This window comes from Marinobacter bohaiensis (genome assembly GCF_003258515.1).
Taxonomy (GTDB): Bacteria; Pseudomonadota; Gammaproteobacteria; order Pseudomonadales; family Oleiphilaceae; genus Marinobacter_A; species Marinobacter_A bohaiensis.
On the sequence record NZ_QGEH01000001.1, the window covers coordinates 541169 to 565074 of the forward strand.

Sequence of the window (23906 nt, forward strand, 5' to 3'; positions counted from 1 at the left end):
TGGCCTATGTGCGACTGAGCCGACAGCGTGAGAGCACTGAAGTCGAATTGGCCCAGTGGGTCAGACGCGTAGAATCGGGGACAACAATCTCTGATAGCGAGTCGTCCAGCATGCTGCCAGTCACTTCGGTCGCGCCGGTCCGCGTGGCCAGTTCCGATGCGCGCGATCCCCAGCTGGCGGCGACCAGCCTGGCGAGCCAGCTCTACCACGCCGATCTGGCCTGCGTGCTCTTCTTCTGCTCCGCCGAATACGATCTGGCCCGGCTGGGCATCGCGCTGGAGCATGTGTTTCCGCAGGTCCAGGTCACCGGCTGCACCTCCGCTGGCGAAATCACCCCGCAGGGCTACGGTCGGGGCTGCATCACCGCCATCGGGTTTGATCGCCGCTATTTTTCCGTGGACTGCGCCCTGATCGGCGAACTGGAGCCGTTCAGCCTGCAGGACGCCCAGGGACTGGTGGACAGCCTGCTGGCGACCTTCCGTGAAGCCTCCCTGGCGCCGGTCAAAGGCCACACTTTTGCCATCACCCTGCTGGATGGCTTGTCGAGCCGGGAGGAGCTGGTGCTGGCCACCCTCAACGCCGCACTGGGCAGCATTCCGCATTTCGGCGGATCCGCCGGGGACGACGAGCGCCTGGCCAACACCCACGTCTATTTCCGGGGCGCCTTCCATACCAGCGCGGCCATTGTCCTGATGATCAACACGCCGCTGGACTTCAAGGTGTTCTCCACCCACCACATGCGTGCGGGAGACGACAAGCTGGTGGTGACCCGTGCCGACACCGGTGCGCGCCGGGTCTACGAACTCAACGCCGAGCCCGCGGCGGAGGCCTATGCCCGTTCGGCCGGCGTGCGCGTCGACGAGCTGGATCGCCGCATCTTTGCCCTGCGCCCGCTGGCGGTGCGCATTGGCGATCAGTATTTCGTGCGCTCGGTGCAGCGGGTGCACGACGACGGCAGCCTGACTTTCTACTGCGCCGTGGAAACCGGCATCGTGCTGACGGCCATGCGCCCGGGGCCGCTGCTGGCCAACCTCGGCGAGCAGTTGGCCCAGGCCGAGCACGAGGTGGGGCCGCCGTTGCTGACCATCGGGTGCGACTGCTTTCTGCGCCGGGCGGAGGCGGAGTTCTCCGGTTTTGTGGATGAAGCCTCGGCGTTCCTGCGGGAGCACCGGGTGATCGGATTCAACACCTACGGCGAGCAGTTCGACGGTATGCACATCAACCAGACGTTCACAGGAGTGGTCATTGGCCAGCCCGCTCACGCTTCCCGCTGAAACCGACGCGCGCGACCGGCGCATCGCCGAACTGGAGGCCGAGAATGGTCGCCTCCGCACCATCCGTGACGCGCTGATCACCCGCGTGGAGTCCAATAGCGCCCACAAGCCGGCACCCTACGCCGCGTTCGAGCATTCGGTCACGCTCGCCGAGCAGGTGCGTGAACGCACCGAAGCCCTCAATCTGGCGATGGCCGAGCTCAAGGCCAGCAATCGCGCCCTGAATGCAGCGCGGGAAGAGGCGGAGACCGCCAGCCAGCGCCTCGGGGATGCCATCGAGAGCATCGGCGACGGGTTCGTGCTGTTCGATCAGCGGCACCGGCTCGTGCTCACCAACCGCCGCTTTCGCAGCTACTGGCAGGACCGGGGCGACGCCATCCGGCCGGGCATCTCCATCGCCGAGGTCAAGCGTCTGGCCCTGGAAACCGGGCTGGTGGTGGAGGAACACCGCGACAATCAGTCCGGCGGTTCGGTCTACCGGTTGGCCAACGGCCGTTGGGTGCAGGTCAGCGAGCATCCGACCCGGGAAGGCGGGCGGGTTATCCTCTATTCCGACATCACCGACGTCAAGAACAGCGAGGACGAACGGCGCGAGCGGGCCCTGGCCGAGAAGTCGCGCCTGTTGCAGTCGACGGTGGATAACCTGTCCCAGGGCGTGGTGCTGGTCAACGACGAGGGCTGCCCGGAGATCTGGAATCACCGCTTTGTCGAACTGACCGGACTGGACGCCGCGCAGGTCAGCCGTGAGACGTCATTCGAGCGCCTCCTGGCCCTGTCGGAAACACCGCTGCTGATGCCCGGCAGTGTCGACAGCCAGGGCCACCCGTGCCACGCCCTGGAGCATCACCAGCGCGACGGCCGGGTGCTGGAGATCCGCACCCACGCCATGACGGACGGACGCTACGTCAACACCTACACCGACATCACCGAACGCCACCGCTACGCCGAAACCCTGCGCGAGAGCGAGCGCTGGGTGCGGGTGGTGACCGACCACGTGCCGGCGCTGATTGCCTACGTCGGCGCCGACCTGACGGTGCAGTTCTGCAACAAGGTGTATGAGGCCTGGTACGGCCGTGGCGATCGCTCGCCGCTGGGGCTTTCCCTGCGCGACGTGCACGATGCCGCGCTCTACGCCCGCCTGCTGCCCCACGTGCGCGATGCGCTGGCCGGTCACAGCGTCACCTTCGAGTTTGAGGAAACCAACGCCCGGGGCGAGCAGCGCTACATGCTGCGCTCCTATGTGCCCAACCGTGACCCGTCGGGCGTGGTGAACGGGTTCTTCGTGCTGATCCGCGACATCACCGAGCGCCGGCGCACGGCCCTGGCCCTGCAGCAGGCCTATGACAACCTGGAACAGCGGGTGAAAGAGCGCACCGCGGCCCTGACGTCGCTCAACGACCAGCTGCGCCAGGAGATCAGTGAACGCTCGGAAATTGAGGCCCGGCTGCGCGACGCCAAGGCCGAGGCGGAACGCGCCAACCTGTCCAAGACCAAGTTTCTGGCGGCGGTCAGCCACGACCTGCTGCAGCCGCTCAATGCCGCGCGGCTGTTCACCAGCTCGCTGATGGAACAGGCTTTCGGCCCGCGAACGGAAGGCCTGGTGCGCTCGGTCAGCACATCGCTGGACGACGTGGAGAACCTGCTGGGTACGCTGGTGGATATCTCCAAGCTGGATGCCGGCGTGATCCAGCCGGACGTCAATGCCTTCGACCTGCGCGACCTGCTCAACAACCTGGCGCGGGAATTCCGGCAGATGGCCCTGGGCGAGGGCGTCGAGCTGCGTTTCGTGGCGTCTTCGGCCGTCGTGGCATCGGACTCCCAACTGCTGGCGCGCATCCTGCGCAACTTCCTCACCAACGCCATCCGCTACACCGGCAGCGGCTCGATCCTGCTGGGCTGCCGTCGGCATCCGCACTCGGTGGAGCTGCAGGTCTGGGACACCGGCCCGGGCATTCCCGCCGACAAGCTCTCCGAGATCTTCCAGGAATTCAAACGCATTCGCCCCGCCGGCGCGCCCCAGGACAAGGGGCTCGGCCTGGGGCTGGCGATCGTCGACAAGATCGCGCGCATGCTCGATCACCGCATCACCGTGCGCTCCGTGGAGGGGCGCGGGTCGCTGTTTGCCGTGGAAGTGCCGCTCGGTCAGTTACGGCCGGAGCAGCAGGGCCTGCCGGCCTCTCGGGTGCCGCAAGGGCAGTCGCTGGACGGCGGCCGTATCTGGGTCATCGACAACGACCGGGCGATCTGCGACGGCATGCGCACGCTGCTGGAAGGGTGGGGCTGTGAGGTCATGACGGCCGTGTCCCTCGCCGATCTGGCCGGGCAGTTGGACATCCCGTCGGCGCCGGTGGATGCGATCCTGGCGGATTACCACCTGGACAACGACGAGAACGGTGTGGAAGCGGTGTTGGCGATTCACCGGGAACGCGCCGACGACGTACCGGTGGTGATGATCACCGCCAACTACACCAACGAACTCAAGCATCATATCCGCGAGCTGGGCTACCAGTTGATCAACAAGCCGGTGAAGCCGCTCAAACTGCGCAGTGTGTTGCATCACGTATTGATGAACGAACCGGGCCGTCCGTGACGGCCCGGCCTTGGGTGCTTTATCGCTTCAGGTACTGATTGAAATCGATATCACTGGCCGACAGGATCGCCTGCACCCGGTTGTGTACGCCGAGCTTGCGCAGAATGGCGGACACGTGGGCTTTGACCGTGGTTTCGGCGATGTTCAGGTTGTAGGCGATCTGCTTGTTGGATTCCCCCTTGGACATGCGCTCCAGTACCAGCAGTTGGCGGCGGGTGAGGGAGTTGAGCAGTTCCGGCGAGAGGTTGTTCTCGTCGTGCCGGTGGCGGCGCGGGCTGTCCTTGCCGGTGCGGATGATGTCCGAGGGCAGGTAGACGTTGCCCGCCAGGATCTGCTCGATGGCCTGGGTCATCTGGGCGCGGGGCGAGGACTTGGTGATAAAGCCCACCGCACCGTAGGTGATGGCCTGCAGCACCACCTGTTTGTCTTCCTCGGCCGAGACGATGACCACCGGGATCGTGGGCGCCTCGTTGCGCAGGGTAATCAGGCCGTTGAGGCCATTCATGCCCGGCATGTTCAGGTCCAGCAGGATCAGGTCGAAGTCGTCCTGGTCCTGGATCATGGCCAGGGCGGTGTCCAGGTCATCGGTTTCCACCACGTCGCTACCCTGGAAGCCGGACTGGATCACGCTGGTGATCGCTTCCCGGAACAGGGGGTGGTCGTCGGCAATCAGGATCTTGTAGGCGGGTTCCATGCCGTCGGCAGCTCGCTCTTTTATTGTGTCGTGGTTGTCCGGATCGGACTCCGCCTTAGCATAACCCATAGCGGCGGTTTCCGGTGTGGCCAGATCGAGTGGGGACGTCATGATGCCCTCCTCATGATTGCGTGAGTGGGACGGGCGTGGCGGCACGCGTGGGCAGGCCGGCGCCTATCCAGCTGTCGATGCCGTCCTTGAACCAGTAGACGTTTCGGTAACCGGCTTCGGTCAGGCGTTTGACCGCGTTCCAGGACAGCCAGCAGTCGGACTTGCAGAAGACCGCCACCGGGTGGTCCGGACGCTCGCCGGTCAGGCGCGCCAGATTGTCCATCAGGTAACGCTGCCATCGGGGCTCGAGCTGGCCCTTGCCCGTGTTGGGCAGCCAATGGGCGTTGGGAATGCTCGGGTGGGGCTGGTCCTGCAGAAACCGCTGGTGGCGGTATTCCACGTTGATTACATCGATCAGCACCAGGTCGGTGTGGCGTTCCAGCAGTGCCTGCAGGGCGGCGGTATCCACCGTGGTGGCGCCGGGTGCCTTGGCCGGTGTGGGGCTGCGGTAGCGATCCTGGCGGAAGCCGTCTGCGGAGAACAGCCCGGTGTCGCGCGTTGGCGTGGTGTCCGCGTTGACCGGCAGCGCCAGGGCCATCAGCAGCGCCAGGTTGGATAGCAGCGTCAGGTTCCACGGAGACCTGAACATGGCAGGACCTCGTCTCGTTGGTCGTGCCGCTGATCGGCGGCCCCGGCATCCAGTGAGGGGCGGCTATCCATGGAAGACGGGCGGTCAGGTGCCGGATCAGGCGGCTTCTTGTTGTATTGACCAACATTACACGCCATGACGCCGCGTCATTGAATGCGACCATGGCACCAAAAAACAGGCACTAAAGTAGTAGGGGCGTGGATGGCCCGGAGGCCGGGCGCTCAGCGCACCAGGTGCTTGAGCCGTTGCTGCTCTTTCAGCAGGGGAAACAGTTTGCCCATGGCCATCAACTGTGCGATGCCGCCAACGATCAGCAGGCCGTAGCCGACCGCCGGATTGCTCATGAACGGGAACACGCTGCCCGGGTCGGACACGAACAGACTGAACAGCCCCAGGCCGAGGGCGATGTTGGCCGGCGCGGTGATCAGGTGCATTTTCAGGACTTTCTTGTTGATGGCGGCGAGTTGGGCCTTGGCGTCGGTGCTCATGGGGTTCCCGGATGATGGTGTGCTAATTTGGAAAGCCTCATTGTAACGCCTGAATCGGCCTGACGCCCGCATCGCGGACAGGCTGCGAACCCGGAAGGTAGACTGTCGTCCATGACCGCACCGCGACCATTCCGCTGGGGCGTGATCGCCCCGGGCCGCATTGCCCACAACTTCGCCCGCGCCCTGTCGGTGATCGACGACGCGGAACTGGCCGGCGTGGCCAGTCGCCAGCCCGAGCGGGCCGAATCCTTTGCCGGAGACTACCGCCGCGATCACCCCGGCGTTCAGGTCTACCCCGACTACGACGCCCTGATCCAGGCCCCGGACATCGACGCCGTCTACATCGCCAACCCGCACCGCTTCCACGCGGAATGGGTTCGCGCCTGCCTGCACGCGGGCAAACCGGTGCTGTGTGAGAAGCCGCTGGCCGTGACCGCCCGGGAGGCGGCGGAGCTGTTCCGGCTGGCCCAGGCGAACCGGGTGTTCCTGATGGAGGCCCTGTGGTCGCGCTTCCTGCCGGTGTGGCAGGACGTCCGCCACTGGCTGCGGGCGGGCGCGATCGGGCCGGTTCACACGGTGCAGTCGTCGTTCTGCTTCCGGGTGCCGTTCAATCCCGCCGACCGGCTGTGGGACATCCACCAGGCGGGCGGCGTGACCCTGGATATGGGCGTCTACCCGATAGCGCTGTCCAACTTCATTTTCGAGCGTGGACCGGATCGCGTGCAGGTGGCGGTGCTCAAGGGCGCGACCGATGTCGACGTGCGTACCTCCGCGCTGTTGCACTACGGCGAGGCGGTCAGCGCCTTTACCGCCAGCTTCCTGGCCGAGCGCGATAACAGTCTGCGTATCGAAGGCGAGGGCGGGGTGATCGATGTGGACGGGCCGTTCTGGGCCAGCACGCGTGCCACCCTGACGCCCCTCGACGGCGAGCCGGTGCGGGCCGACCATCCACACCGGATGAACGGTTTCGAGTACCAGATCGAGGCGGCAATGGCGGATATCCGCGCGGACCACCTGCAGAACGACGTCATCCCGTGGGCAGATACCCTCACCACCGCCCGGGTGATCGACCAGATTCTGGCGGAAGGGGGCGTGGTGTACTCGTTCCTGTAGGCGACGGTTCCAACACGCCCGGCCGCCCTGACTAGACCTTGTAGCTCGACAGTTCCTTCTGCAGTCGTTCGGCCAACGCGATCAGCTCCTGGCTGGCGGCGCGGGTCCGGTCCGCCTGGGAGGAGGTTTCCTGGGCGTGGTTGTGGATGCGCTCCAGGGTGTTGTTGATCTCGTCGGCCACCTGGCTCTGTTCCTCGGCGGCACTGGCGATGTCGGTGTTGCGCTCGGAAATGCGGGCGACCGCCTCGCGCATCTGGGTGATGGCGTCGCCGGATTCCTGCGCCTTGGAAGACAGAGTGCCGGCCAGTTCGCGGGTGGCGTCCATCTTCTGGGAGGCGCCTTTGGCGCCGGATTGCAGTCGCTCGATCTGGCCGCGGATGTCGTCGATGGAGTTCTGGGTCCGGGTAGCCAGCATGCGCACCTCGTCCGAGACCACCGCAAAACCACGTCCGTGTTCGCCGGCCCGGGCCGCTTCAATGGCCGCGTTCAGGGCCAGCAGGTTGGTCTGCTCGGCGATGGAGTGAATCACGTCCAGCACGCTGCTGATGGCTTCGCTGTGCTCATCCAGTTCCGCCACGGCTTCGGCGCACTCGGCGATGGTCTGGGTCTGCTGCTCGATGGTGCGGATGGTTTCCTGCACCAGCGTGTGGCCGGAACGGGCGTCGTCTTCGGCGCCCTTGGCGGCCTCCTCGGCGACCGACGCGCTCTCGGCCACGTTCTGGGCGGTCAGCGACATTTCGTGCATCGAGGACGCCACGTGCTGAGTGTCGCTGGTCTGCCGGGCGATGGACTGGCTGGAGTCCTCCGCCACCTGGACCAGCCCCTGGGAGGCTTCCAGCACTTCGCGGGACGAGTGGCCCACATCGCGAATGGTGTCCTGTACCCGGGCCAGGAGCTTGTCGAACCCGTTGGCCATCTGGCCGAATTCGTCCCGGCTGGTGGCGTTGAAGCGGATGGTCAGGTCGCCCTCGCCGTCGGCGATGTCGTTGACCGCGCCGATCATCTGGTTCAGCGGGCGTGTGATGACGGCGGTGATCAGCAGGTGGATGGCGAGAATCAGCAGGGCGCCGACACCGGCGATCACCAACGCAATGCTGATGGAGTCGGCGGTGATGGTGTCGGTCAGCTCCTCGGCGGAATAGGCCGAGACGACGGTGTAGCCCCAGGGCGTGAACGGCGTTTCCACCTTGACCCAGTCGCCGTTATTGCTGGCCAGTGCGGCCTGCACGGTTTCATCGGTCTGGTTGTCCGAGTGCATGCGCACGCGGCCCTTGTCGTCCACCAGCGCCACAAAGCCTTTCTCCAGCACCCGGGAGCCGGCGATGGCATCCGCCAGGATCGACATGTCGGCGGAGTAGCCCACGTACCAGATGCCCACCACCTGGCCGGCGCTGCTGCGCATCGGTGCGTAACCGGTCAGGTAGGGATTGCCCAGGATGTCCACCTGACCGTAGAAGGCCTGGCCGGATTCGATGGCCCGGAAGGCGCCGCCGTCCGGGTTGAGGATGGTGCCGGTGGCGCGCTGGCCGCCGTCCTTCTTCACGTTGGTGGAGACGCGCACGTAGTTCTGGCCGTCGTAGACGAACAGGGTGGCGGTGCCCTTCATGTCCTGCGTCAGGTCGTCCACCAGTTCGAAGTGGTTGGCCATACCCTGGTTGCCCAGTAACAGTTGCGGCACGGTGCGGTCACCCACCCGGGTGTCTTTGCCAAGGCCGGGGGAGCCGATGGCTTCGCCGCGCTTGATCAGTACCTGCATGCTGCTCTTGACCCGATCCATCATGATCGAGTCGGTGACCGAGAGCAGGCGAACGACCCGCTGGCGGGCATCCGATGCCTGGCTCTCTGCGGTGTTGGTCAGTTCATGGTCGCGGGACACGATGGTGAAAATGGCCCCGGCGATCACCACGACGGAGATCAGCAAGGTAATGGCGAGGAAAAATTTCTTCTTTACAGACATGGACACGGCTCCGGCGCAATACGGCTCAATCCTTGCGGACAGGGGGGCTTACTGACTGAATTCTTTACAGCATGCTTAACGACCTGGCGCCGGAAAACTTTACACGTTGTTGTGTGATTTTTGCTCGCCGGCTCAGGCCATGGAATCGCCCTCCGTGCGTCGCCCCTCGGCTTCGAGCCAGTCCACGAACTCCAGCACCAGCGGATCCATGGCCTGACTGCCGGGAAAGACGATCTGGTAGCCGTTGTCCGAGCGGATCGGGGTGTCTACCAGGGCCGTCAGGGCGCCGTTCTCCAGCAGAGGCTCCACAAACGGTGACCAGCCGATGGCCACGCCCTGGCCCGTCAGTGCGGCCTGCAGCAACAGGGTGTAGTTGTTGAAAATCAGTGCTGGCTCCGGCGGCGGTCCCGGCAATCCCAGGTGCTCGAACAGCGTCGGCCAGTCGAACCACGGGGCGCTGTCTGCCTCCAGTTGCAGCAGTGGCAGGTCGGCCAGGGATGCGGTCGCGTCGCCGCCTTGCAGCAGCCCCGGTGCACACACCGGCACCACCGACTCGCCGAACAGCAGGCGGGTCGGGGCGCTCATCTCGTAGCCGTTGCCGAACATCAGGGCAATGTCCACGTCCGCCTGGTCTGGCGTGACGGGCCGCTGCCCGGTGACCAGGCGCACGTCCACGGAGGGATGGGCGCGCCGGAAGCCGGCGAGGCGGGGCAGTAGCCAGTAGGTGCCCAGGGCGTAGTCGGTGGCGACGTTGATGACGTCGTTACGGGCGAGCTGGCGCGAGCGCTCGTAGGCTTCGGCCAGGGTGGTCAGTCCCTCGGCAATCCCCCGGTGCAGGCTGCTGCCGGTGCGGGTCAGTCGCACGCCCCGGTGAATACGCTGGAACAGCGGCGTGCCGATGTCCGCTTCGAGGCGTTTGATGTGCTGGCTGACCGCGGACTGGGTGGAGCCCAGCTCCCGGGCGGCGGCGGTGAACGAGCGCAGGCGGGCGGCGGCCTCGAAAGCCTGCAGCATCGCCAGGGGCGGCAGGTGTTGGGTATCTGGCATAAGCTGGTCTAATGTTTGTCATTAGTTTGGGATCAGTTTACAGCCCGGCAGGTGGGGCGCAACATGGGTCAATTCCTTTTCTCCTATTAATCTGGTTGATAGCAACGCCTTCAACCGCGCAAGTCTCCAGCCCAGATAAGGTCGTATGTCCCAGAAAACCGCTTCCCAGCCCAACATCCTGTTTCTCATGGCCGACCAGATGGCGGCGCCGGTGCTGCCGATCTACGGCGATTCGCCGGTCAAGGTGCCGCACCTGCAGTCCCTCGCCGAGGGTGGCGTGGTGTTCGATTCCGCCTACTGCAACAGCCCGCTGTGCGCGCCGTCGCGCTTCGTGCTGATGACCGGTCAGCGGCCATCGCGGATCGGCGCTTTCGACAACGCCGCGGAGCTGCGCGCGGATATGCCCACCTATGCCCACTACCTGCGTGAGCTGGGCTACCGCACGGCCCTGTCCGGCAAGATGCACTTTTGCGGGCCGGACCAGTTGCACGGCTTCGAGGATCGCCTCACCAGCGATATCTACCCGGCGGATTTCGGCTGGGCGGTGAACTGGGACGGCGACGAGAGCCGTCCCACCTGGTACCACGACATGTCCTCGGTCCAGGAAGCGGGGCCCTGTGTGCGCAGCAACCAGCTGGATTTCGACGACGAAGTGGTGTTCCACGCCCAGCGTTACCTTTACAACCAGGCCCGCACCCGCGACGAGCGCCCATTCTGCCTGACCGTCTCCATGACCCATCCCCACGATCCCTATACCATCGGCGAGGAATACTGGAACCGTTATTCGGACGACGAGATTCCCATGCCGTCGGTGCGTCTGGGCGATGCCGAGCGCGATCCCCATTCCAAACGTCTGCGGGCGTTGTACCAGGCCGATACCGCCGAGTTTTCCGAGCAGGACATCCGCCGCGCCCGGCGCGCCTATTTCGGCGCCATCAGCTACGTGGACGACCAGATCGGCAAGCTGATCAACACCCTCAGGGAGACCGGTCTGGACGAGAACACCATCATCGTGTTCTCCGGCGATCACGGTGACATGCTTGGCGAGCGCGATCTCTGGTACAAGATGAGCTGGTTCGAGTGGTCGGCGCGGGTGCCTTTGATCGTGCACGCCCCAGAGCGTTTCAAACCCGGCCGGGTCAGCCAGAGCGTGTCCACCATGGATCTGCTGCCCACCTTCGTGGACATGGCGAGCGGCGGCGACTATGGGCAATATGCGGTGCCGTTGGACGGCCGCAGCCTCATGCCGCACCTGCAGCGTGAGGGCGGGCACGACGAGGTGACTGGCGAGTACATGGGCGAGGGTACCGTGGCGCCGTTGATGATGATCCGCCGCGGCGACTACAAATACGTGTGCTGCCCGAGCGATCCGGACCAGTTGTTCGACCTGGCCCGTGACCCGCAGGAGCGGACCAATCTGGCCGATGATCCGGCCTACGCTGAGACCCTGCAATCCCTGCGCGCGGAAGCGGCGGAACGCTGGGACATGGACGCCATCCACCAGGATGTGCTGGAAAGCCAGCGTCGGCGCCGGCTGGTGGCCAGTGCCCTGAGCAAGGGACGGATCACCCCCTGGGATCACCAGCCCTGGGTCGATGCCAGCGTCCAGTACATGCGCAACACCCTGGACCTGGGGGATCTGGAAGCCCGTTCGCGGTTTCCCCGGGTCAAATGAGGCAGGCCGGCCTCGCGCCGGATCGTGAGCGACACACGACCGGGAACGGCTCGGAATCGATAACGATACAGAACGGATAACGAGACAGACCTGATAACGACACAGATAAAGGAGTCATGGGCACGATGACCAATTCCCCGAAGCGACTGACCACATTCCTGCTGGCCGGCGTCTGCGCCGCAGCGACCTCCGCCCAGGCGGCGGTTCCCGAGCAATGCCGGACCGTGCAGTTCAGCGATCCCGGCTGGACCGACATCAACGTCACCAACGCCATTACCACCACGCTGCTGCAGGGGCTGGGCTACGACACCCAGGTGGACCTGCTGTCGGTGCCCATTGGCTTTAAATCCCTGAAGAGCGAGGACGTTGACGTGTTCCTGGGCAACTGGATGCCGGCCCAGGATAACTTCGCCAAGCAGTACGAGGGGGGCTACGAGAAAGTCCGGGCCAACCTGGAGGGGGCCAAGTTCACCCTGGCGGTACCGGCCTACGTCAAGGAACAGACCGGTGTCAGTAGCTTCGCCGACCTGGATGAACATGCCGAGGCCTTCGATCATCGCATCTACGGCATCGAACCCGGTGCGGCGGGCAACAACCTGATCCAGAAGATGATCGACGAGGACGCCTATGGGCTGGGTGACTGGAAGCTGGTGGAATCCAGCGAGCAGGGCATGCTCAGCCAGGTCAGCCGCGCCGAGCGCCGCGACAAGCCGGTGGTGTTCCTGGCCTGGGAACCACACCCCATGAACCTGGGGCGCGATCTGGTGTATCTGTCCGGCGCCGATGATTACTTCGGCCCCAACTACGGCGGCGCCACCGTCTATACCCTGACCCGCAACGGTTACAGTGACGAGTGCGCCAACGTGGGCCAGTTGCTGGGCAACCTGCAGTTCACCCTGGACATGGAGAGCGGCATCATGGGTGCCGTGCTCAATGACGGTGAGGACGCGGGCGACGCGGCCAGCGCCTACCTGAAATCCAACCCCGGGGTACTGACCGAATGGCTGGACGGTGTGACCACCGTCGATGGCCAGCCGGGGCTTCCGGCGGTACGCGATTCGCTGGGGTTATAAACGCCCGGTTGGGAAAGCGGGCCCCGCTATCGGGGCCCGGCGTCGTGCAGGCGGATTGGCTAGAAATTAAAGCCGATACCGGCGCTGTAGGCCCAGGCGCCGTCGTCGAAGTTGTCGTCGGCGTCGCTGGCGCTATCGAAGAAGACCTGATACTCGGTCTGGAAGGTGATGAACGTCTTGGGTTTGACGTAGTACTTCACCCCCGCTTCCGGGCCGGCAAAGAACGTCTCGTCCACATCGTCCCCGTAGATCCCGCCGAAATTGGCGCCCACGAACGGCTGCCATTCATCAGCATCGAAATGGTAGTCGGCGAACAGCCGGGTGGCCCCGCTCCAGCTTGAGTTGTCCGACGTATCGGAGAAGCCGACGCTTTGACGCAGGCCCATGGCGGTGTTGTCGGTGAAGAATTGACCGAGGTCGAAGCTGAAGGCCGCGGTATTGTTGTCGAAGTCTGTATCGCTGGAACCGGAACCGGTCAGCGTAAACAGGCGGTCGCCGGTCTGCGGTTCGGCCAGCGCCAGGGTTGGCGCCAGACCCAGACACAAAACGACGATGGGAGTTTTCCACTGCATGGCGTTGTTCCTCCGGATGTTGGCGAGCGGCGATTCACCGCGTTGCGGCAACGTTTTCTCTCCCGGCGAACCGGGTACAACACCGTTGCTTTCCTACGCTGAGCGTAGGTCAGCCTGGCGGGAATATTAATGTAACCTCCACAGCTGTAATCCGCGCCGTTGCGCGTGTTGTGCCCTGGCGTGCGCGTGTCCGGATACGGTCGGGTCAACCTGTCACGTTTTACGGATACGGCCGTGCTGTCGGGCCTGGCGTGAGGCGAGAGCGCCAAGTACGGGGAGTCTTGGGAAAAGTCGGTATCCGCCCAGGCGACCGATCGTGAAGATCCGTTGCCTGAGTGGACAGGTTGGCTCGATATGGGGCTGACGGAGATAACCGACTGTCACGTTTGGGGTGAGGGGCCGTTGTCGTTCTCGACGGTCGACCGGGTTACGAAAATTTAATCCCCGCCCGTGCGGTCCCGGCGCTGTCCCGGTTGGGGCGCGCTTCGTCGCAGTCCCAGTTCGCAGGCGTACAGGATGTTGCCCAATCCCATCACCACGTTGGCGGTGTTGATCCGGGGTGGCGGCGCGTCCGGTTCGGGCTCGCTGTCCGCGCCCTGCAGGCGGCGCAACAGATCGCACAGGCTGATCAGCAGATCCAGGGCGCCGGTGGCCTGGGGCGGCTGGGCCATGGCGTCGCGCACGTAGTGCAGGGCACCCTCGACGATGGCCGCCTGGTGGCGCGTCAGGCCGTCGGTGGTCAGTGCCCGTAGCCCCTCGAAGCGCCGCTGCCGGTCCAGGCGGATGGCTTCCAGGCAGGTGTCCTCGGCGCTGGCCCCGGCGCGTGACAGCCCGGCCAGCCGTAGATCGACCGAGCCGCCCGGGTGGTCGGCCGCGGAGCGCACCTGCTGGCGCGCCTCGGGCAGGAAACGGTTGATGGCCTGGCGTCTGGTGCGGGCCAGCTCCTCGCGGGCGGTCTCGTTGACCAGCAGGGTCAGCAACTGGGCGCACTGGACCAGGTCGGGCCAGAGTTCGGAATCCACCGCCTCGGGCCGCTCTGGCAGCAGGCGGGCGATGGAGCGGGCTTCGAAGTAGAGGCTGGTGACGTCGTGTTGGTCGAGACTGGCGTGGGCGATGACGTTGCGCAGACCGAGCCGCTCGATGTCCTGGATCAGGCTGGGAAGCAGTAGCAGCAGGTAATGCCGGGCGCCGTGGGAGAGAACGCTATCGGAGCCGGATTCGCTGGAAAGGACCGCCATGGCAACTCCATGAGTGATGGGCCTGCCTTTAACCATAGCAGGCAGGCCCTGGGGTTGCCGGGTCACCTCAGATGTCGTCTTCCAGTGTCGTCGCCGGAGCCTGGGCCTGGCGGGCGAAATCGTAGATGCGGAAAGCGAAGATGGTGTACAGCGAGCTGAGTACCGAGAAGGCCATGCTCAGGACGGTGCTGACCAGGGTATAGAGCGGCTCGTGTCCGATCACCAGTGAGCCGATGATGTAGTAGGGCGTGTAGATGGCCAGGGAGATGAGGGCGAAGCCGCCCAGCAGGATCCAGAAATAGCCGGCGGTTTGCCCCCAGCTGTTCTTCAGGGCGTCCAGGGGCTTGTCGCCATCGAGCAGCAGGTCGAACTCGGCGAAGGCGTACTTGATCGCCACAATGATGGCCGGAATGACCATCAGGATCAGGCCGGCCACCACGGCGGCACCCAGGATTGCGCTGAGGACGGCGAAAGGCACCCAGTACTTCAGACCCAGTTGCCAGAGTGTCCGGGTGTCTTTCGGTTCGCCGTGGATAACGCCGTGGATGTAGAACACCACCGCCACCGCATAGACCGGGTAGGCCGCAAACGCGACGATCAGCGGCAGCGCCTGCTCCGACAGCACGAAGGTGTCGCTGGCCAGCATGCTGTTGTACAGGGCGTGGAACAGGTCGATGGGAATAACGATGGGCAGGATGATCAGCGCCAGCGCCACATAGTGACGCTTGAAGAACACCCAGGTGTCGTGCAGTGCGGTTTTCAGCATGTCGTGCGGGTCCGTTGCGGTTGTCCGGTGTGCGCTATGGGTCTGTTCACTACTTGTTGCCCCAGATGCGGGCCACCGCGGCATCGCTGCCGACCCAGCCCACCACCGCACAGACCAGGCTGACGCCGAAGAAGAACAGGATCGGGATCAGTGCCGCTGGCGAGCCGGCGAGAACCGCAAAGAACACCGAGCCCGCCGACAGGATGAAGAACAGCAGGCCCATCACCAGCAGGATCTTGCGGTGGGACGGCCGATAGTTGTGCGGTTGCTGGCCGTTGTCCATGGCGTTCAGCAGCGGCGAGAACAGCGCTCTTACCCGATCTTTCATGACACCTTTTCCGGATTTCCTCGAATTTCCCTTAATGTCCCCTAATTGCCGTCATGGCTCAAGGCCGTTGTGCTCCACGCAGCGTCCGGATCACCTCGTAGCAGGCGCCCATGGTGTGGTAGTCGGTCTTGCCGGCGGGGCTCTTCTCGTCCGAGTAGGCGCGGTTGTCGCGTGTGAGGATCCGATACCAGGCGCCGTATTCATGGTCGATGAAGTGTGCCCAGGCGTAGGCCCAGATGCGCTCGTACCAGGCCCAGTAGGCGTCGTCACCGGTGGTTTCGGCCAGCAGCGCCGCCGCGGCGAAGGTTTCCGCCTGGACCCAGAAGTACTTGTCGCCGTCGCACACCGAACCGTCCGGCGCGAAGCCGTAGACGATGCCGCCGTGAGCCTCGTCCCAGGACACCGCCAGGGCGCGATCGAACAGCTCGCGGGCACGTTCCACCATCCACGCCTCGGGACGGTGGCGATGCAGAATCAGCAGCAGCTTGGACCACTCGGTCTGGTGGCCCGGCTGAAAGCCCCAGGGGCGGAACAGGTGGCGCGGGTCGTCGCGGTTGTAGTCCCAGTCGATGCGCCACTGGGCGTCGTAGTGCTCCCAGATCAGTCCGTCCCCCTGGGCGGCCTGGCGTTGGCAGATGTTGCGGGCCAGGGTATGGGCGCGGTCCAGGAAACGGGCCTCGCCGGTGGCCTCATAGGCGGCCAGCATGGCTTCGCAGGTGTGCATGTTGGCGTTCTGGCCGCGATAGGGTGAGAGGGTGGACCAGTCGGCGCTGGCTTCGTCGGCGTAGAGGCCGTCGTCCGGCAACCAGAAGCGCTTTTCCATCAGGTCATAGGCTTTGTCGATGCCGGCGCGGGCGTCCTCTATGCCGCACGCGTAGGCGGTGGCGTAGGCCAGCAGCACAAAGGCCATGCCGTAGCAGTGGCGGGTGCTGTCTTCCGGCCGATGGTGGTCGAGGGTCCACGCATAGCCCTGGTTTACCGGGTCCCAGTGTGCCTGCTCCAGATAAGCCAGACCGTGCCGCGCCCGCTCCAGGTAGGCCGGATTGTTAAAGAAGTGGCCGGCCATGGCGTAGTTGAAAACGAAGCGCGTCGAGCTGACCAGGTGGCGGTGGTGGCGGTTGTAGACCTGGCCGTCGTCGCGGAAATACTGGAAGAAGCCGCCGTCAGGATCCTGGCAGCGGTCTTCGTAGAAGGCGAGGGTGTCGCGGATGTGGTCGATGAGAAAGTCGGCAGAGCGGAAATCGGGTGTTGGGGGCATGCTGTGTGCTTCCTGGCGGTCTTTTTGTTGGTTTGCGTTGCGGACGGCGGAACGTCCACAGCCATGGTAACGGATGATGGCCGGGCACGGGGCCGGCCTTTGACTCAGGTCAGCTATCGTGCCGGCCCATCGGGCACCCGGTCGCTCAGACCAGGTGGTGCTCGGCGAAGTAGCGGCTGGCGAAATCGACGAACGCCCGCAGTTTCGGGGCGGTATGCCGGGACCGGGGGTATTGCAGGTTGACGCTGCCCTGGTAGCGGCCTTCCACGTTCCAGTCCTCCAGCACCGTCACCACTGTGCCCTTGCGCAGTTGGGTGTTGACCGTGAACTCCGGGAAGATGCCGATGCCGAAGCCGTTGAGCACGGCGTCCATGCGGATCTCCGTGTGGTTGACGATGTAGCGGCCGCGGGTTTCCACGGTCACGGTTTCGTCGCCCTGGCTGAACGTCCAGACGTTGTCGTTGACGGTTTCCCCCAGGGCCAGGCATTCGAAGCGCTCCAGGTCGGCGGGATGCTCCGGCACGCCGTGCTCGGCGAGGTACTCCGGTGTGGCGCACAGCAACGAACGCACGTAGCCCAGCCGCGCCGCCACCAACCCCTCAATGGGGGAGTCGGTGATGGTGACCACGGCGTCCACGTCATCGTAATGGGGGTCCAGGGTGCGGTCGGTCACGACCAGTTGCACCTCCACGTCCGGGTATTCGCGCAGGAACGGCGGCACGCAATGGCGCAGTACCTGGGCGCAGAAGGCCTTGGGCACGCCTATCTTGAGCCGGCCGTGGGGCACGCCGTGGGCCTGCTCGGCGATGTCCAGCACGTCGTGGGCGGAATCCAGCACCGCCTTGCAGTGATCGAACACCTTTTCGCCGGTGGCGTTCAGGCGCAGGCTGCGGGTGGAGCGCTCCAGCAGCTTGAGCTGCAGCGCATCCTCCAGCCGGGTGACCTGACGGCTGACCGCCGATGGCGTGGAGCCCAGCTTCTGGGCGGCGGAAGTGAAGGACCCGGTTTCCACCACCGTCACGAACACCACCACGTCCTGCATGATCGACATCACTCGATTTGCACTCACTGCGCACAACTCCTTTACCGCGATCCGGGCTAATCCGCGCCCACCCCGTTAGTTAGCATACAAGTATCCAATAACACCATGAAATTCATACGGGGATGTATCACCGATGAAAAACCTGCGTAGCGTAATGGATCTGGATTTTGTGTGTGAACGGGTCGACCACGTGGTCACCCTCTTCAGCGGCGGGCTGGACAGCACTTACCTGCTCAAGCTGCTGCGCGATCGCGGTGTGTCCGTCACCGCTGTGGCCATCGACCTGGGGGACGAGGTCGATATTGCCGCCCTGCACCATGTGGCCAAGACCTTCAACGCCAAACTGCGCATCGTCGACCTCAAGCGCACCTTTGCGCGGGACGCCCTGCTGCCGGCGATCCGGGCCCAGGCCCGCTACCTCAATACCTTCCCGGTCAGCTCGTCCCTGTCGAGGCCGTTCATCGCCCGGGCCGCGGTGGACATTGCCGAATCGGTGGGAGCGGGCGCCATCGTACACACCGCCACTCAGTCCCAGAACAGCCTGCGCCGGCTTAACGGAGCCATTGAGCAGCTCGGCTTCAACGGCTATTACGGTTCGCCCTATGAATACAGCGCCATCAGTCGCGCCGACAAGAGTCGGGTACTCAAGTCGGTGGGGCTGATGTCCTTCGAGCAGCGCATCGTCAGCGGCGATTCCAATCTCTGGTGCCGCGAATTCGAGTCCGGTGTGCTGGAAAACCCGGAAGACTTCTCCGTTCCCGAGCATCTCTATCACTGGACCCGCCGCGACCGTGAGCGCCAGCTTGAAAGCAGCGACCACCGCCTGTCGATCACCTTCGACGGTGGCGTGCCGGTCGCGGTCAATGACGGCAGCATGGACCCGGTGGCCTTGATCAGCCACCTCAACCAGGTGGTGGGCGCCTATGGCATCGGCCGGTTCTCGGGGCTGGAGCACCTGCGCGGCGGCGAGAAAGTGCTGGAAGTGCGCGAGGCGCCGGCGGCCCAGACCCTGATGGACGCCTATCGGCACCTGGAGTCGGCCGTACACGGCTATGAACTGCTGCGCGAGAAGACCTCGCTCGAGCAGCTCTGGGTACGCGAGGCGGTGGAAGGCCGCTGGTTCGGCACCCTGCGTGCGGCCATCGACCAGTTCATGCTGCGCAGTGCCCAGAACGTTTCCGGCAAGGTGCGCTACAACCTGAGCGCCGGCGCCCTGACTGTGGAATCCATCGAAGCGGTCTGCCCGCTTTACCTGACCGAGCGCGACAGCTGGGAACAGCAGACCGCCGCCACCCAGAGTGCCCGCTCGCTGCGCGACGCCGAGCCGGAGACCGAGGAACTGCCGGAAGCCACACGACTGGCAATGGGAGCGTGATCCTATGACCGCGCATCAGATTCAACCGCCCCTGGCGCAACCGACTATCGTTACCGAAGCCTCCGCCGCTGACCTGATCGCCCAGGACTACGCGGTGATTCCCGGCCGGGTCCTGGGCAGCGTGCTGGGCGTCTACGACACCGCCGCCGAGAACGATGCCGAATGGCAGAGCTTCGCCGCCTGCTGGGACCGGCTCACGCAGGATACCTATATGGGGGACAACGGCCGTTATCGCTACCGGCGATACGGCCGCTTCGAATACCGGGCGGAGGATGACAGCCTGCACCTGCTGCCGCACCAGCCGTACATGCAGCCGTTGAGCGTCAACAGCCTTAACGGCGGATTCCAGCGGTACTTCGATCCGCTTGAGCAGACGTTCGTCGCAAGCCCGATTCTGGAGCGCCTGCTGCTGACCATGGCGCGGATCTACGCCGCTGCCGACGGTTACGAGTCCAACTGGTGCATCCGCCTGCATCCCTACCGCATTACCGGGTCCAACGGTATTCCCGGCAAGCCGACACCGGAAGGGCTGCACCGGGACGGCGTTACCTACATCGCTTCGATGATGGTGGCCCGGCGCAACATCGCCGGGGGGACCACCCGGCTGACCACCAACGACGGCGAGACCCTGGCGTCGGTGATGCTGACTGACGCCATGGACATGGTGCTCTCCGATGACGAGCGCACCATGCACGAGGTCTCGGAAATATACGCACTGGATAACGAACGGCCGTCCTACCGCGACGTGCTCGTCATTGCATTCGAGCGCATGGAGGCGTTCGGCTAACAGGGGAAGGAACTCACCATGTCCACAACCAAGCGCGGTCTACCCGTCGCTGAGGGCCTGCTGTTGCTGGTCGCAGCGTTTTGGGGAACCAGTTACGGCCTGTCGAAACAGGCTCTGTTGTTCTACTCTGTGATGGGCTTTATCGCCATCCGCTTCCTCGCCACCTTCCTGACCCTGCTGCCGGTGTTCATCCGGGAATACCGCAGCGGTGGCGGGCGCGACTGGCGGGTGGGGCTGCCGACCGGGGCGATCCTGTTCCTCGTGTTCATCTGCGAAACCTACGGCGTGGCCCACACCTCGGCGGCCAACGCCGCGTTCCTGATCAGTCTGTGCGTGCTGTTCACGCCATTCACCGAGTGGCTCGTATTCGGTCGGCGACCGGCGGGGGACAATTTCCTGCTGGCGGGGCTGTCGTTCATCGGCGTGGCGATGCTCACCACCGGCAGCGACGTGGCTTTCAACCTGGGTGATCTGTTGATCCTGGGCGCCGCCATCCTGCGTGCCTTCATGGTGACGGTCACCAAGAAGGTCACCGCTGGCAAGCAGATCTCCACTCTCAGCCTGACCGGTATCCAGTCCGGCGTAGTGGGCTTCGGCGCCCTGGCCATCCTGCTGGCGTTCGACCCCGGCGAGGTAGGCGGGCTGCCCATGACCACGGATTTCTGGCTGATCGTCGGTTACCTGGTGCTGTTCTGCACCGTGTTCGCCTTCTTCGCCCAGAACTATGGCGCCCGCAATATCGCGCCCACGCGGGTGTCGTTGCTGATGGGGACTGAACCGGCATTCGGGGCGCTTTTCGCGGTCTGGTGGCTGGGGGAAAGCATCGCTGTGTCCGGCTGGATCGGTGGAGGCCTGATCATCTTCTCCGCCCTGTACTCGATCCTGCCGCGAACCCGCCGCTCCCCGCGTGCGGTTATGGCAGGGCTCAACTCGACGACCGGCTGACCGGCATCTGGCCTGCAATAAAAAACGGCGCCGCCGGGTAACCGGGGGCGCCGTTTTTCATGGAGTGATCGTCAGGCTGCGGGTTCTGATGCCGTATCGCCGGTCTCGTCGCGGATCGGTCGGCGTTTCCAGAAACCGGCCAGCACCGAGCCCGACACGTTGTGCCAGATCGAGAACAGGGCGCCCGGCAGCGCCGCGGTGGCGGTGAAGAACTGGTTGGCCAGGGCGACGGCCAGACCGGAGTTCTGCATGCCCACCTCGATGGCGATGGTCCGCGCCACCCGCTGATCGAAGCCCAGACCGCGGCCCACGGCGTAGCCGCCGGCCAGGCCGATGAAGTTGTGCAGCACCACCGCCACAATGACCAGGGGGCCCAGCGTGGACAGTTTGTCGGCGTTGAGGGCCACCACGATGGCAATGATAAACACGATGGCGGCCATGGCCAGTGTCGCCAGGGCCGGTTCCACCTGTTTGATCTGCCGCCCCAGGAAGTGGTGGATGATCACGCCCAGCGCGATCGGGGCGATCACCAACTGCGCGATGCTCATGAACATGCCGGCGACCGGCACGTCCACCGTATGCCCGACCAGCAGGGCCGTGAGCAGCGGCGTGGCGGCCACCGATATGAGCGTGGAGGTCAGGGTCATGGACACCGACAGCGCCACATGGCCGTTGGCCAGCCAGGTGATCACGTTGGACGCGGTGCCGCCGGCCGTGGCGCCCACCAGGACCATGCCGATGGTCAGCTCCGGCGACAGGCGTAGGAACCAGGACACGAACAGCGCGGCCAGGGGCATCACCGTAAACTGCAGGATCACGCCGATACCGATGGGTAGCGGAGCGCGCAAGACGCCGAGGAAGTCGTGTTTGGACAGCGTCAGCCCCATGGCAAACATGATGATGGCCAGCAGGGTCTTGATCAGGAAGGCAAAATCGGCGAACAAGCTGGGCTGCCAGGCGGCCAGAGCGGCCAGCAGAATGGCCCAGATGGGGAACAGTTGGTTGATGCGTTCGAATATTGGCATGACGAATCCTGGTTTGTCGCGGAAGATAGCGCCGCTTGAGAGCGGTTCTTCCCGCCCGGTAGCGGTTCTGATTGTGGGCGACAGGGTACGACAGATGCGGGGGCAAGGTCTGCCCCGATAGTTCATTTTCCTCATGATTGGTCGCTGAGCGCCGAAACGCGGTGTTATTCCGCCGACTCGGCCATCAGATCGAGCTGGAGTTGGCGAGCGGACAACAGGTCTTCCTTGGGCAGTGTGATGGTGTCCATATCGAGGCGCTCGCGAAAGGCCTGGTGCATTCGCTCGAGCGTGCCGTCCTCCTGCAACTCGGTCATGACCCGCGCCACCTGGGGCACCAGGGCTTCATGTCGCTGGTGGAGGAAATGGTAGACATCAATCCGTCGCAGCGGCGTGGTCACGATACGCAGGTTCGCCAGATGGTCCTCGCGAATGACATGTGCGCCGACCACGTCGACATCAAGGGCCAGATCCACGCGCGCCTTGTCGGCCATCGCCATTAACTGGCGACTGGTGTGTGCTTCAACCGGGTGGAGGTGCGCTGCGGTGTTCATGTGAGGCGGCAGGCCCAGGAGCAGGCCGACGCGCAGGGGCATGGTCGAGGCGGTCTGCAATCGAGCGAGACGGTCAGCCCGGGCAAAGCCTACCACCTGGACTTGGGACAGCCGTACCGGCACCGGGACGGCCACGTCCACCCGTGTTTCGAAGCCTTCCGGGCGCGCCAGCGAGCCATCGAGATGCCCCTGTCGCAAGAGGGTCAGGGCCCGTGCCGGCGGGATGTCCAGGATCTCCACTTCGATATCGAGCTGGTCGTAAATGGTGCGGATCAACAGGACGCCGACTTCGTCCAGCGGGTTGTCTGGAATCGAGGCAAAGCGAAGCGTTTTCACACCCTGGAGTGCGGCCGGGGCGAGGGTGGCCTGGAACAGCAGCGTGCCCAACAGCATCAGGAGTTGAAAGCAGCGGATCAGCGCCATGATGGACGACCTCCACAACGTAGGCTCTGGCGCTTCAGGATGATGTCCCGGCAGCGAGGCATTCTTACAGCATAGTACGCCAGGGGCGACCTGACAGGCTGTCGGTATGCCCGCCGGACTCGCGCTGTCGGACAGTCGCCGCTACCATTTGCAACCCGTACACAGAGGTCAGAGGGCAATGGCGATGGCAGAGCAGGCAACGGCGACAGGGCCGCGAACATTCAGCAGTGATAAACCGGTCGTTCTGGTCACCGGCGGTGCCCAGGGCATTGGCCAGGGCGTGGCGGGCGAGCTGCTGGCCCGTGGCTGGCGGGTGGTGATCTGTGACGTGGATGAAACCGCGGCAACCGCTTTCGCGTCGCAGTCAGAGTCGTCGGAGCTGCTGGCGCTCGAGGCCGACGTGGCCAGCGAGAGCGACGTCGCGCGAGTGATACGCGAAACCGTGGCCTGGGGTGGCCGGCTGGATGCGCTGGTCAATAACGCCGGCATCGCCGACCCGTTCAGCGGATCGATCGAGACGCTGGCGCTGGCGGACTGGCAGCGGCGCATCGACGTGAACCTGACCGGCGCCTTCCTGACCGCCAAGCACGCGGTGCCTCACTTGCGAAAAGCCGGGGGTGCCATCGTCAACATGGCCTCCACCCGGGCCCTGCAGTCGGAGCCTGATTGCGAAGCCTACGCCGCGAGCAAGGGTGGCCTGGTTGCCCTGACCCACGCCCTGGCGGTCAGCCTGGGGCCGGACGTGCGGGTCAATGCCGTCAGTCCGGGCTGGATCGACGTGCGTGGGCAGCAGACCGGCGCACCGGATGCGCTGGAGCCGCTGAGTGACGCCGATCACCGCCAGCATCCGGTCGGTCGAGTGGGGCATGCCGGCGACATTGCCGCGGCCGTGGCCTACCTCATTTCGTCGGAGGCCGGCTTCGTCACCGGCCAGAACCTGGTGATCGACGGCGGCATGACCCGCAGGATGATCTACGAGGAGTGA

Annotated in this window: 22 protein-coding genes; 9 read left to right on the forward strand and 13 right to left on the reverse strand. The window is 64.8% G+C overall.

The window, feature by feature from the left end; genetic code table 11:
- The first annotated feature begins 110 nt into the window (after positions 1-110).
- A complete protein-coding gene (gene nosP / locus DKK67_RS02345; RefSeq protein WP_111494026.1) occupies positions 111-1274 on the forward strand; it encodes a nitric oxide-sensing protein NosP in 1164 nt (387 codons plus the stop codon).
- Positions 1246-3864, forward strand: coding sequence for a hybrid sensor histidine kinase/response regulator (locus DKK67_RS02350; RefSeq protein WP_111494028.1), 2619 nt, complete (start codon positions 1246-1248; stop codon positions 3862-3864). The genes nosP and DKK67_RS02350 overlap by 29 nt, the downstream gene beginning before the upstream one ends.
- A gap of 19 nt (positions 3865-3883) precedes the next feature.
- On the opposite strand, the gene DKK67_RS02355 is transcribed toward DKK67_RS02350, so the two are convergent.
- The 3 genes from DKK67_RS02355 to DKK67_RS02365 all read right to left on the reverse strand — a co-directional run bounded on the left by DKK67_RS02355 (position 3884) and on the right by DKK67_RS02365 (position 5746).
- Positions 3884-4558, reverse strand: a complete 675-nt coding sequence (locus tag DKK67_RS02355; protein ID WP_111496730.1) for a response regulator transcription factor — start codon at positions 4556-4558, stop codon at positions 3884-3886.
- A 121-nt stretch (positions 4559-4679) separates the two neighbouring features.
- Positions 4680-5258 carry a rhodanese-like domain-containing protein gene (locus DKK67_RS02360; protein ID WP_111494030.1) on the reverse strand — a complete coding sequence of 193 codons (579 nt, stop codon included), beginning with the start codon at positions 5256-5258 and terminating at the stop codon, positions 4680-4682.
- A 221-nt stretch (positions 5259-5479) separates the two neighbouring features.
- Positions 5480-5746 (reverse strand): hypothetical protein, encoded by a 267-nt coding sequence (locus DKK67_RS02365; protein ID WP_111494032.1) that lies wholly within the window; start codon positions 5744-5746, stop codon positions 5480-5482.
- A 111-nt stretch (positions 5747-5857) separates the two neighbouring features.
- On the opposite strand from DKK67_RS02365, the gene DKK67_RS02370 reads away from it, so the two are divergent.
- Positions 5858-6859, forward strand: a complete 1002-nt coding sequence (locus tag DKK67_RS02370) for a Gfo/Idh/MocA family protein (protein ID WP_111494034.1) — start codon at positions 5858-5860, stop codon at positions 6857-6859.
- Between the two features lie 31 nt (positions 6860-6890).
- On the opposite strand, the gene DKK67_RS02375 is transcribed toward DKK67_RS02370, so the two are convergent.
- Positions 6891-8816 carry a methyl-accepting chemotaxis protein gene (locus DKK67_RS02375; RefSeq protein ID WP_111494036.1) on the reverse strand — a complete coding sequence of 642 codons (1926 nt, stop codon included), beginning with the start codon at positions 8814-8816 and terminating at the stop codon, positions 6891-6893.
- Between the two features lie 132 nt (positions 8817-8948).
- The gene (locus tag DKK67_RS02380; RefSeq protein WP_228160492.1) at positions 8949-9863 is read right to left on the reverse strand and encodes a choline sulfate utilization transcriptional regulator; all 915 of its coding nucleotides are present in this window, start codon (positions 9861-9863) and stop codon (positions 8949-8951) included.
- Between the two features lie 145 nt (positions 9864-10008).
- Here DKK67_RS02380 and betC point away from each other — a divergent pair, with 145 nt between their 5' ends.
- Entirely contained in the window at positions 10009-11538 is a 1530-nt protein-coding gene (gene betC, locus DKK67_RS02385; RefSeq protein ID WP_111494038.1) for a choline-sulfatase, read from the forward strand.
- Positions 11539-11663: 125 nt separating this feature from the next.
- Positions 11664-12611, forward strand: coding sequence for a choline ABC transporter substrate-binding protein (choX, locus tag DKK67_RS02390; RefSeq protein WP_111496732.1), 948 nt, complete (start codon positions 11664-11666; stop codon positions 12609-12611).
- 59 nt (positions 12612-12670) lie between these two features.
- Here the strand turns inward: choX and DKK67_RS02395 are convergent, their stop codons facing one another.
- The 6 genes from DKK67_RS02395 to DKK67_RS02420 all read right to left on the reverse strand — a co-directional run bounded on the left by DKK67_RS02395 (position 12671) and on the right by DKK67_RS02420 (position 17842).
- Positions 12671-13183 (reverse strand): porin family protein, encoded by a 513-nt coding sequence (locus tag DKK67_RS02395; RefSeq protein WP_111494040.1) that lies wholly within the window; start codon positions 13181-13183, stop codon positions 12671-12673.
- 437 nt (positions 13184-13620) lie between these two features.
- Positions 13621-14421 carry a hypothetical protein gene (locus DKK67_RS02400; protein ID WP_111494042.1) on the reverse strand — a complete coding sequence of 267 codons (801 nt, stop codon included), beginning with the start codon at positions 14419-14421 and terminating at the stop codon, positions 13621-13623.
- Positions 14422-14488: 67 nt separating this feature from the next.
- Complete coding sequence (locus DKK67_RS02405) at positions 14489-15187, reverse strand: hypothetical protein (RefSeq protein ID WP_111494044.1); 699 nt, start codon at positions 15185-15187, stop codon at positions 14489-14491.
- 49 nt (positions 15188-15236) lie between these two features.
- On the reverse strand, positions 15237-15515 hold the full coding sequence (locus tag DKK67_RS02410) for a hypothetical protein (RefSeq protein WP_111494046.1): 279 nt from the start codon (positions 15513-15515) through the stop codon (positions 15237-15239).
- 58 nt (positions 15516-15573) lie between these two features.
- Positions 15574-16773 (reverse strand): AGE family epimerase/isomerase, encoded by a 1200-nt coding sequence (locus DKK67_RS02415; protein ID WP_111494048.1) that lies wholly within the window; start codon positions 16771-16773, stop codon positions 15574-15576.
- A 145-nt stretch (positions 16774-16918) separates the two neighbouring features.
- A complete protein-coding gene (locus tag DKK67_RS02420) occupies positions 16919-17842 on the reverse strand; it encodes a LysR family transcriptional regulator (protein WP_204355711.1) in 924 nt (307 codons plus the stop codon).
- Between the two features lie 106 nt (positions 17843-17948).
- On the opposite strand from DKK67_RS02420, the gene DKK67_RS02425 reads away from it, so the two are divergent.
- The 3 genes from DKK67_RS02425 to DKK67_RS02435 are packed head-to-tail and all read left to right on the forward strand — an operon-like array spanning position 17949 to position 20922.
- Entirely contained in the window at positions 17949-19190 is a 1242-nt protein-coding gene (locus DKK67_RS02425; RefSeq protein WP_111494050.1) for an argininosuccinate synthase-related protein, read from the forward strand.
- A 4-nt stretch (positions 19191-19194) separates the two neighbouring features.
- Positions 19195-19977, forward strand: a complete 783-nt coding sequence (locus DKK67_RS02430; RefSeq protein WP_111494052.1) for a 2OG-Fe dioxygenase family protein — start codon at positions 19195-19197, stop codon at positions 19975-19977.
- An 18-nt stretch (positions 19978-19995) separates the two neighbouring features.
- Positions 19996-20922 carry a DMT family transporter gene (locus tag DKK67_RS02435; RefSeq protein ID WP_111494054.1) on the forward strand — a complete coding sequence of 309 codons (927 nt, stop codon included), beginning with the start codon at positions 19996-19998 and terminating at the stop codon, positions 20920-20922.
- Positions 20923-20993: 71 nt separating this feature from the next.
- On the opposite strand, the gene DKK67_RS02440 is transcribed toward DKK67_RS02435, so the two are convergent.
- Both DKK67_RS02440 and DKK67_RS02445 read right to left on the reverse strand, forming a co-directional pair.
- Positions 20994-21947: a bile acid:sodium symporter family protein gene (locus DKK67_RS02440; protein ID WP_111494056.1), complete on the reverse strand. Its 954-nt coding sequence runs from the start codon at positions 21945-21947 to the stop codon at positions 20994-20996.
- Between the two features lie 164 nt (positions 21948-22111).
- Positions 22112-22921 (reverse strand): substrate-binding periplasmic protein, encoded by an 810-nt coding sequence (locus DKK67_RS02445; RefSeq protein ID WP_111494058.1) that lies wholly within the window; start codon positions 22919-22921, stop codon positions 22112-22114.
- Positions 22922-23105: 184 nt separating this feature from the next.
- On the opposite strand from DKK67_RS02445, the gene DKK67_RS02450 reads away from it, so the two are divergent.
- Positions 23106-23906 carry an SDR family oxidoreductase gene (locus DKK67_RS02450; RefSeq protein ID WP_111496734.1) on the forward strand — a complete coding sequence of 267 codons (801 nt, stop codon included), beginning with the start codon at positions 23106-23108 and terminating at the stop codon, positions 23904-23906.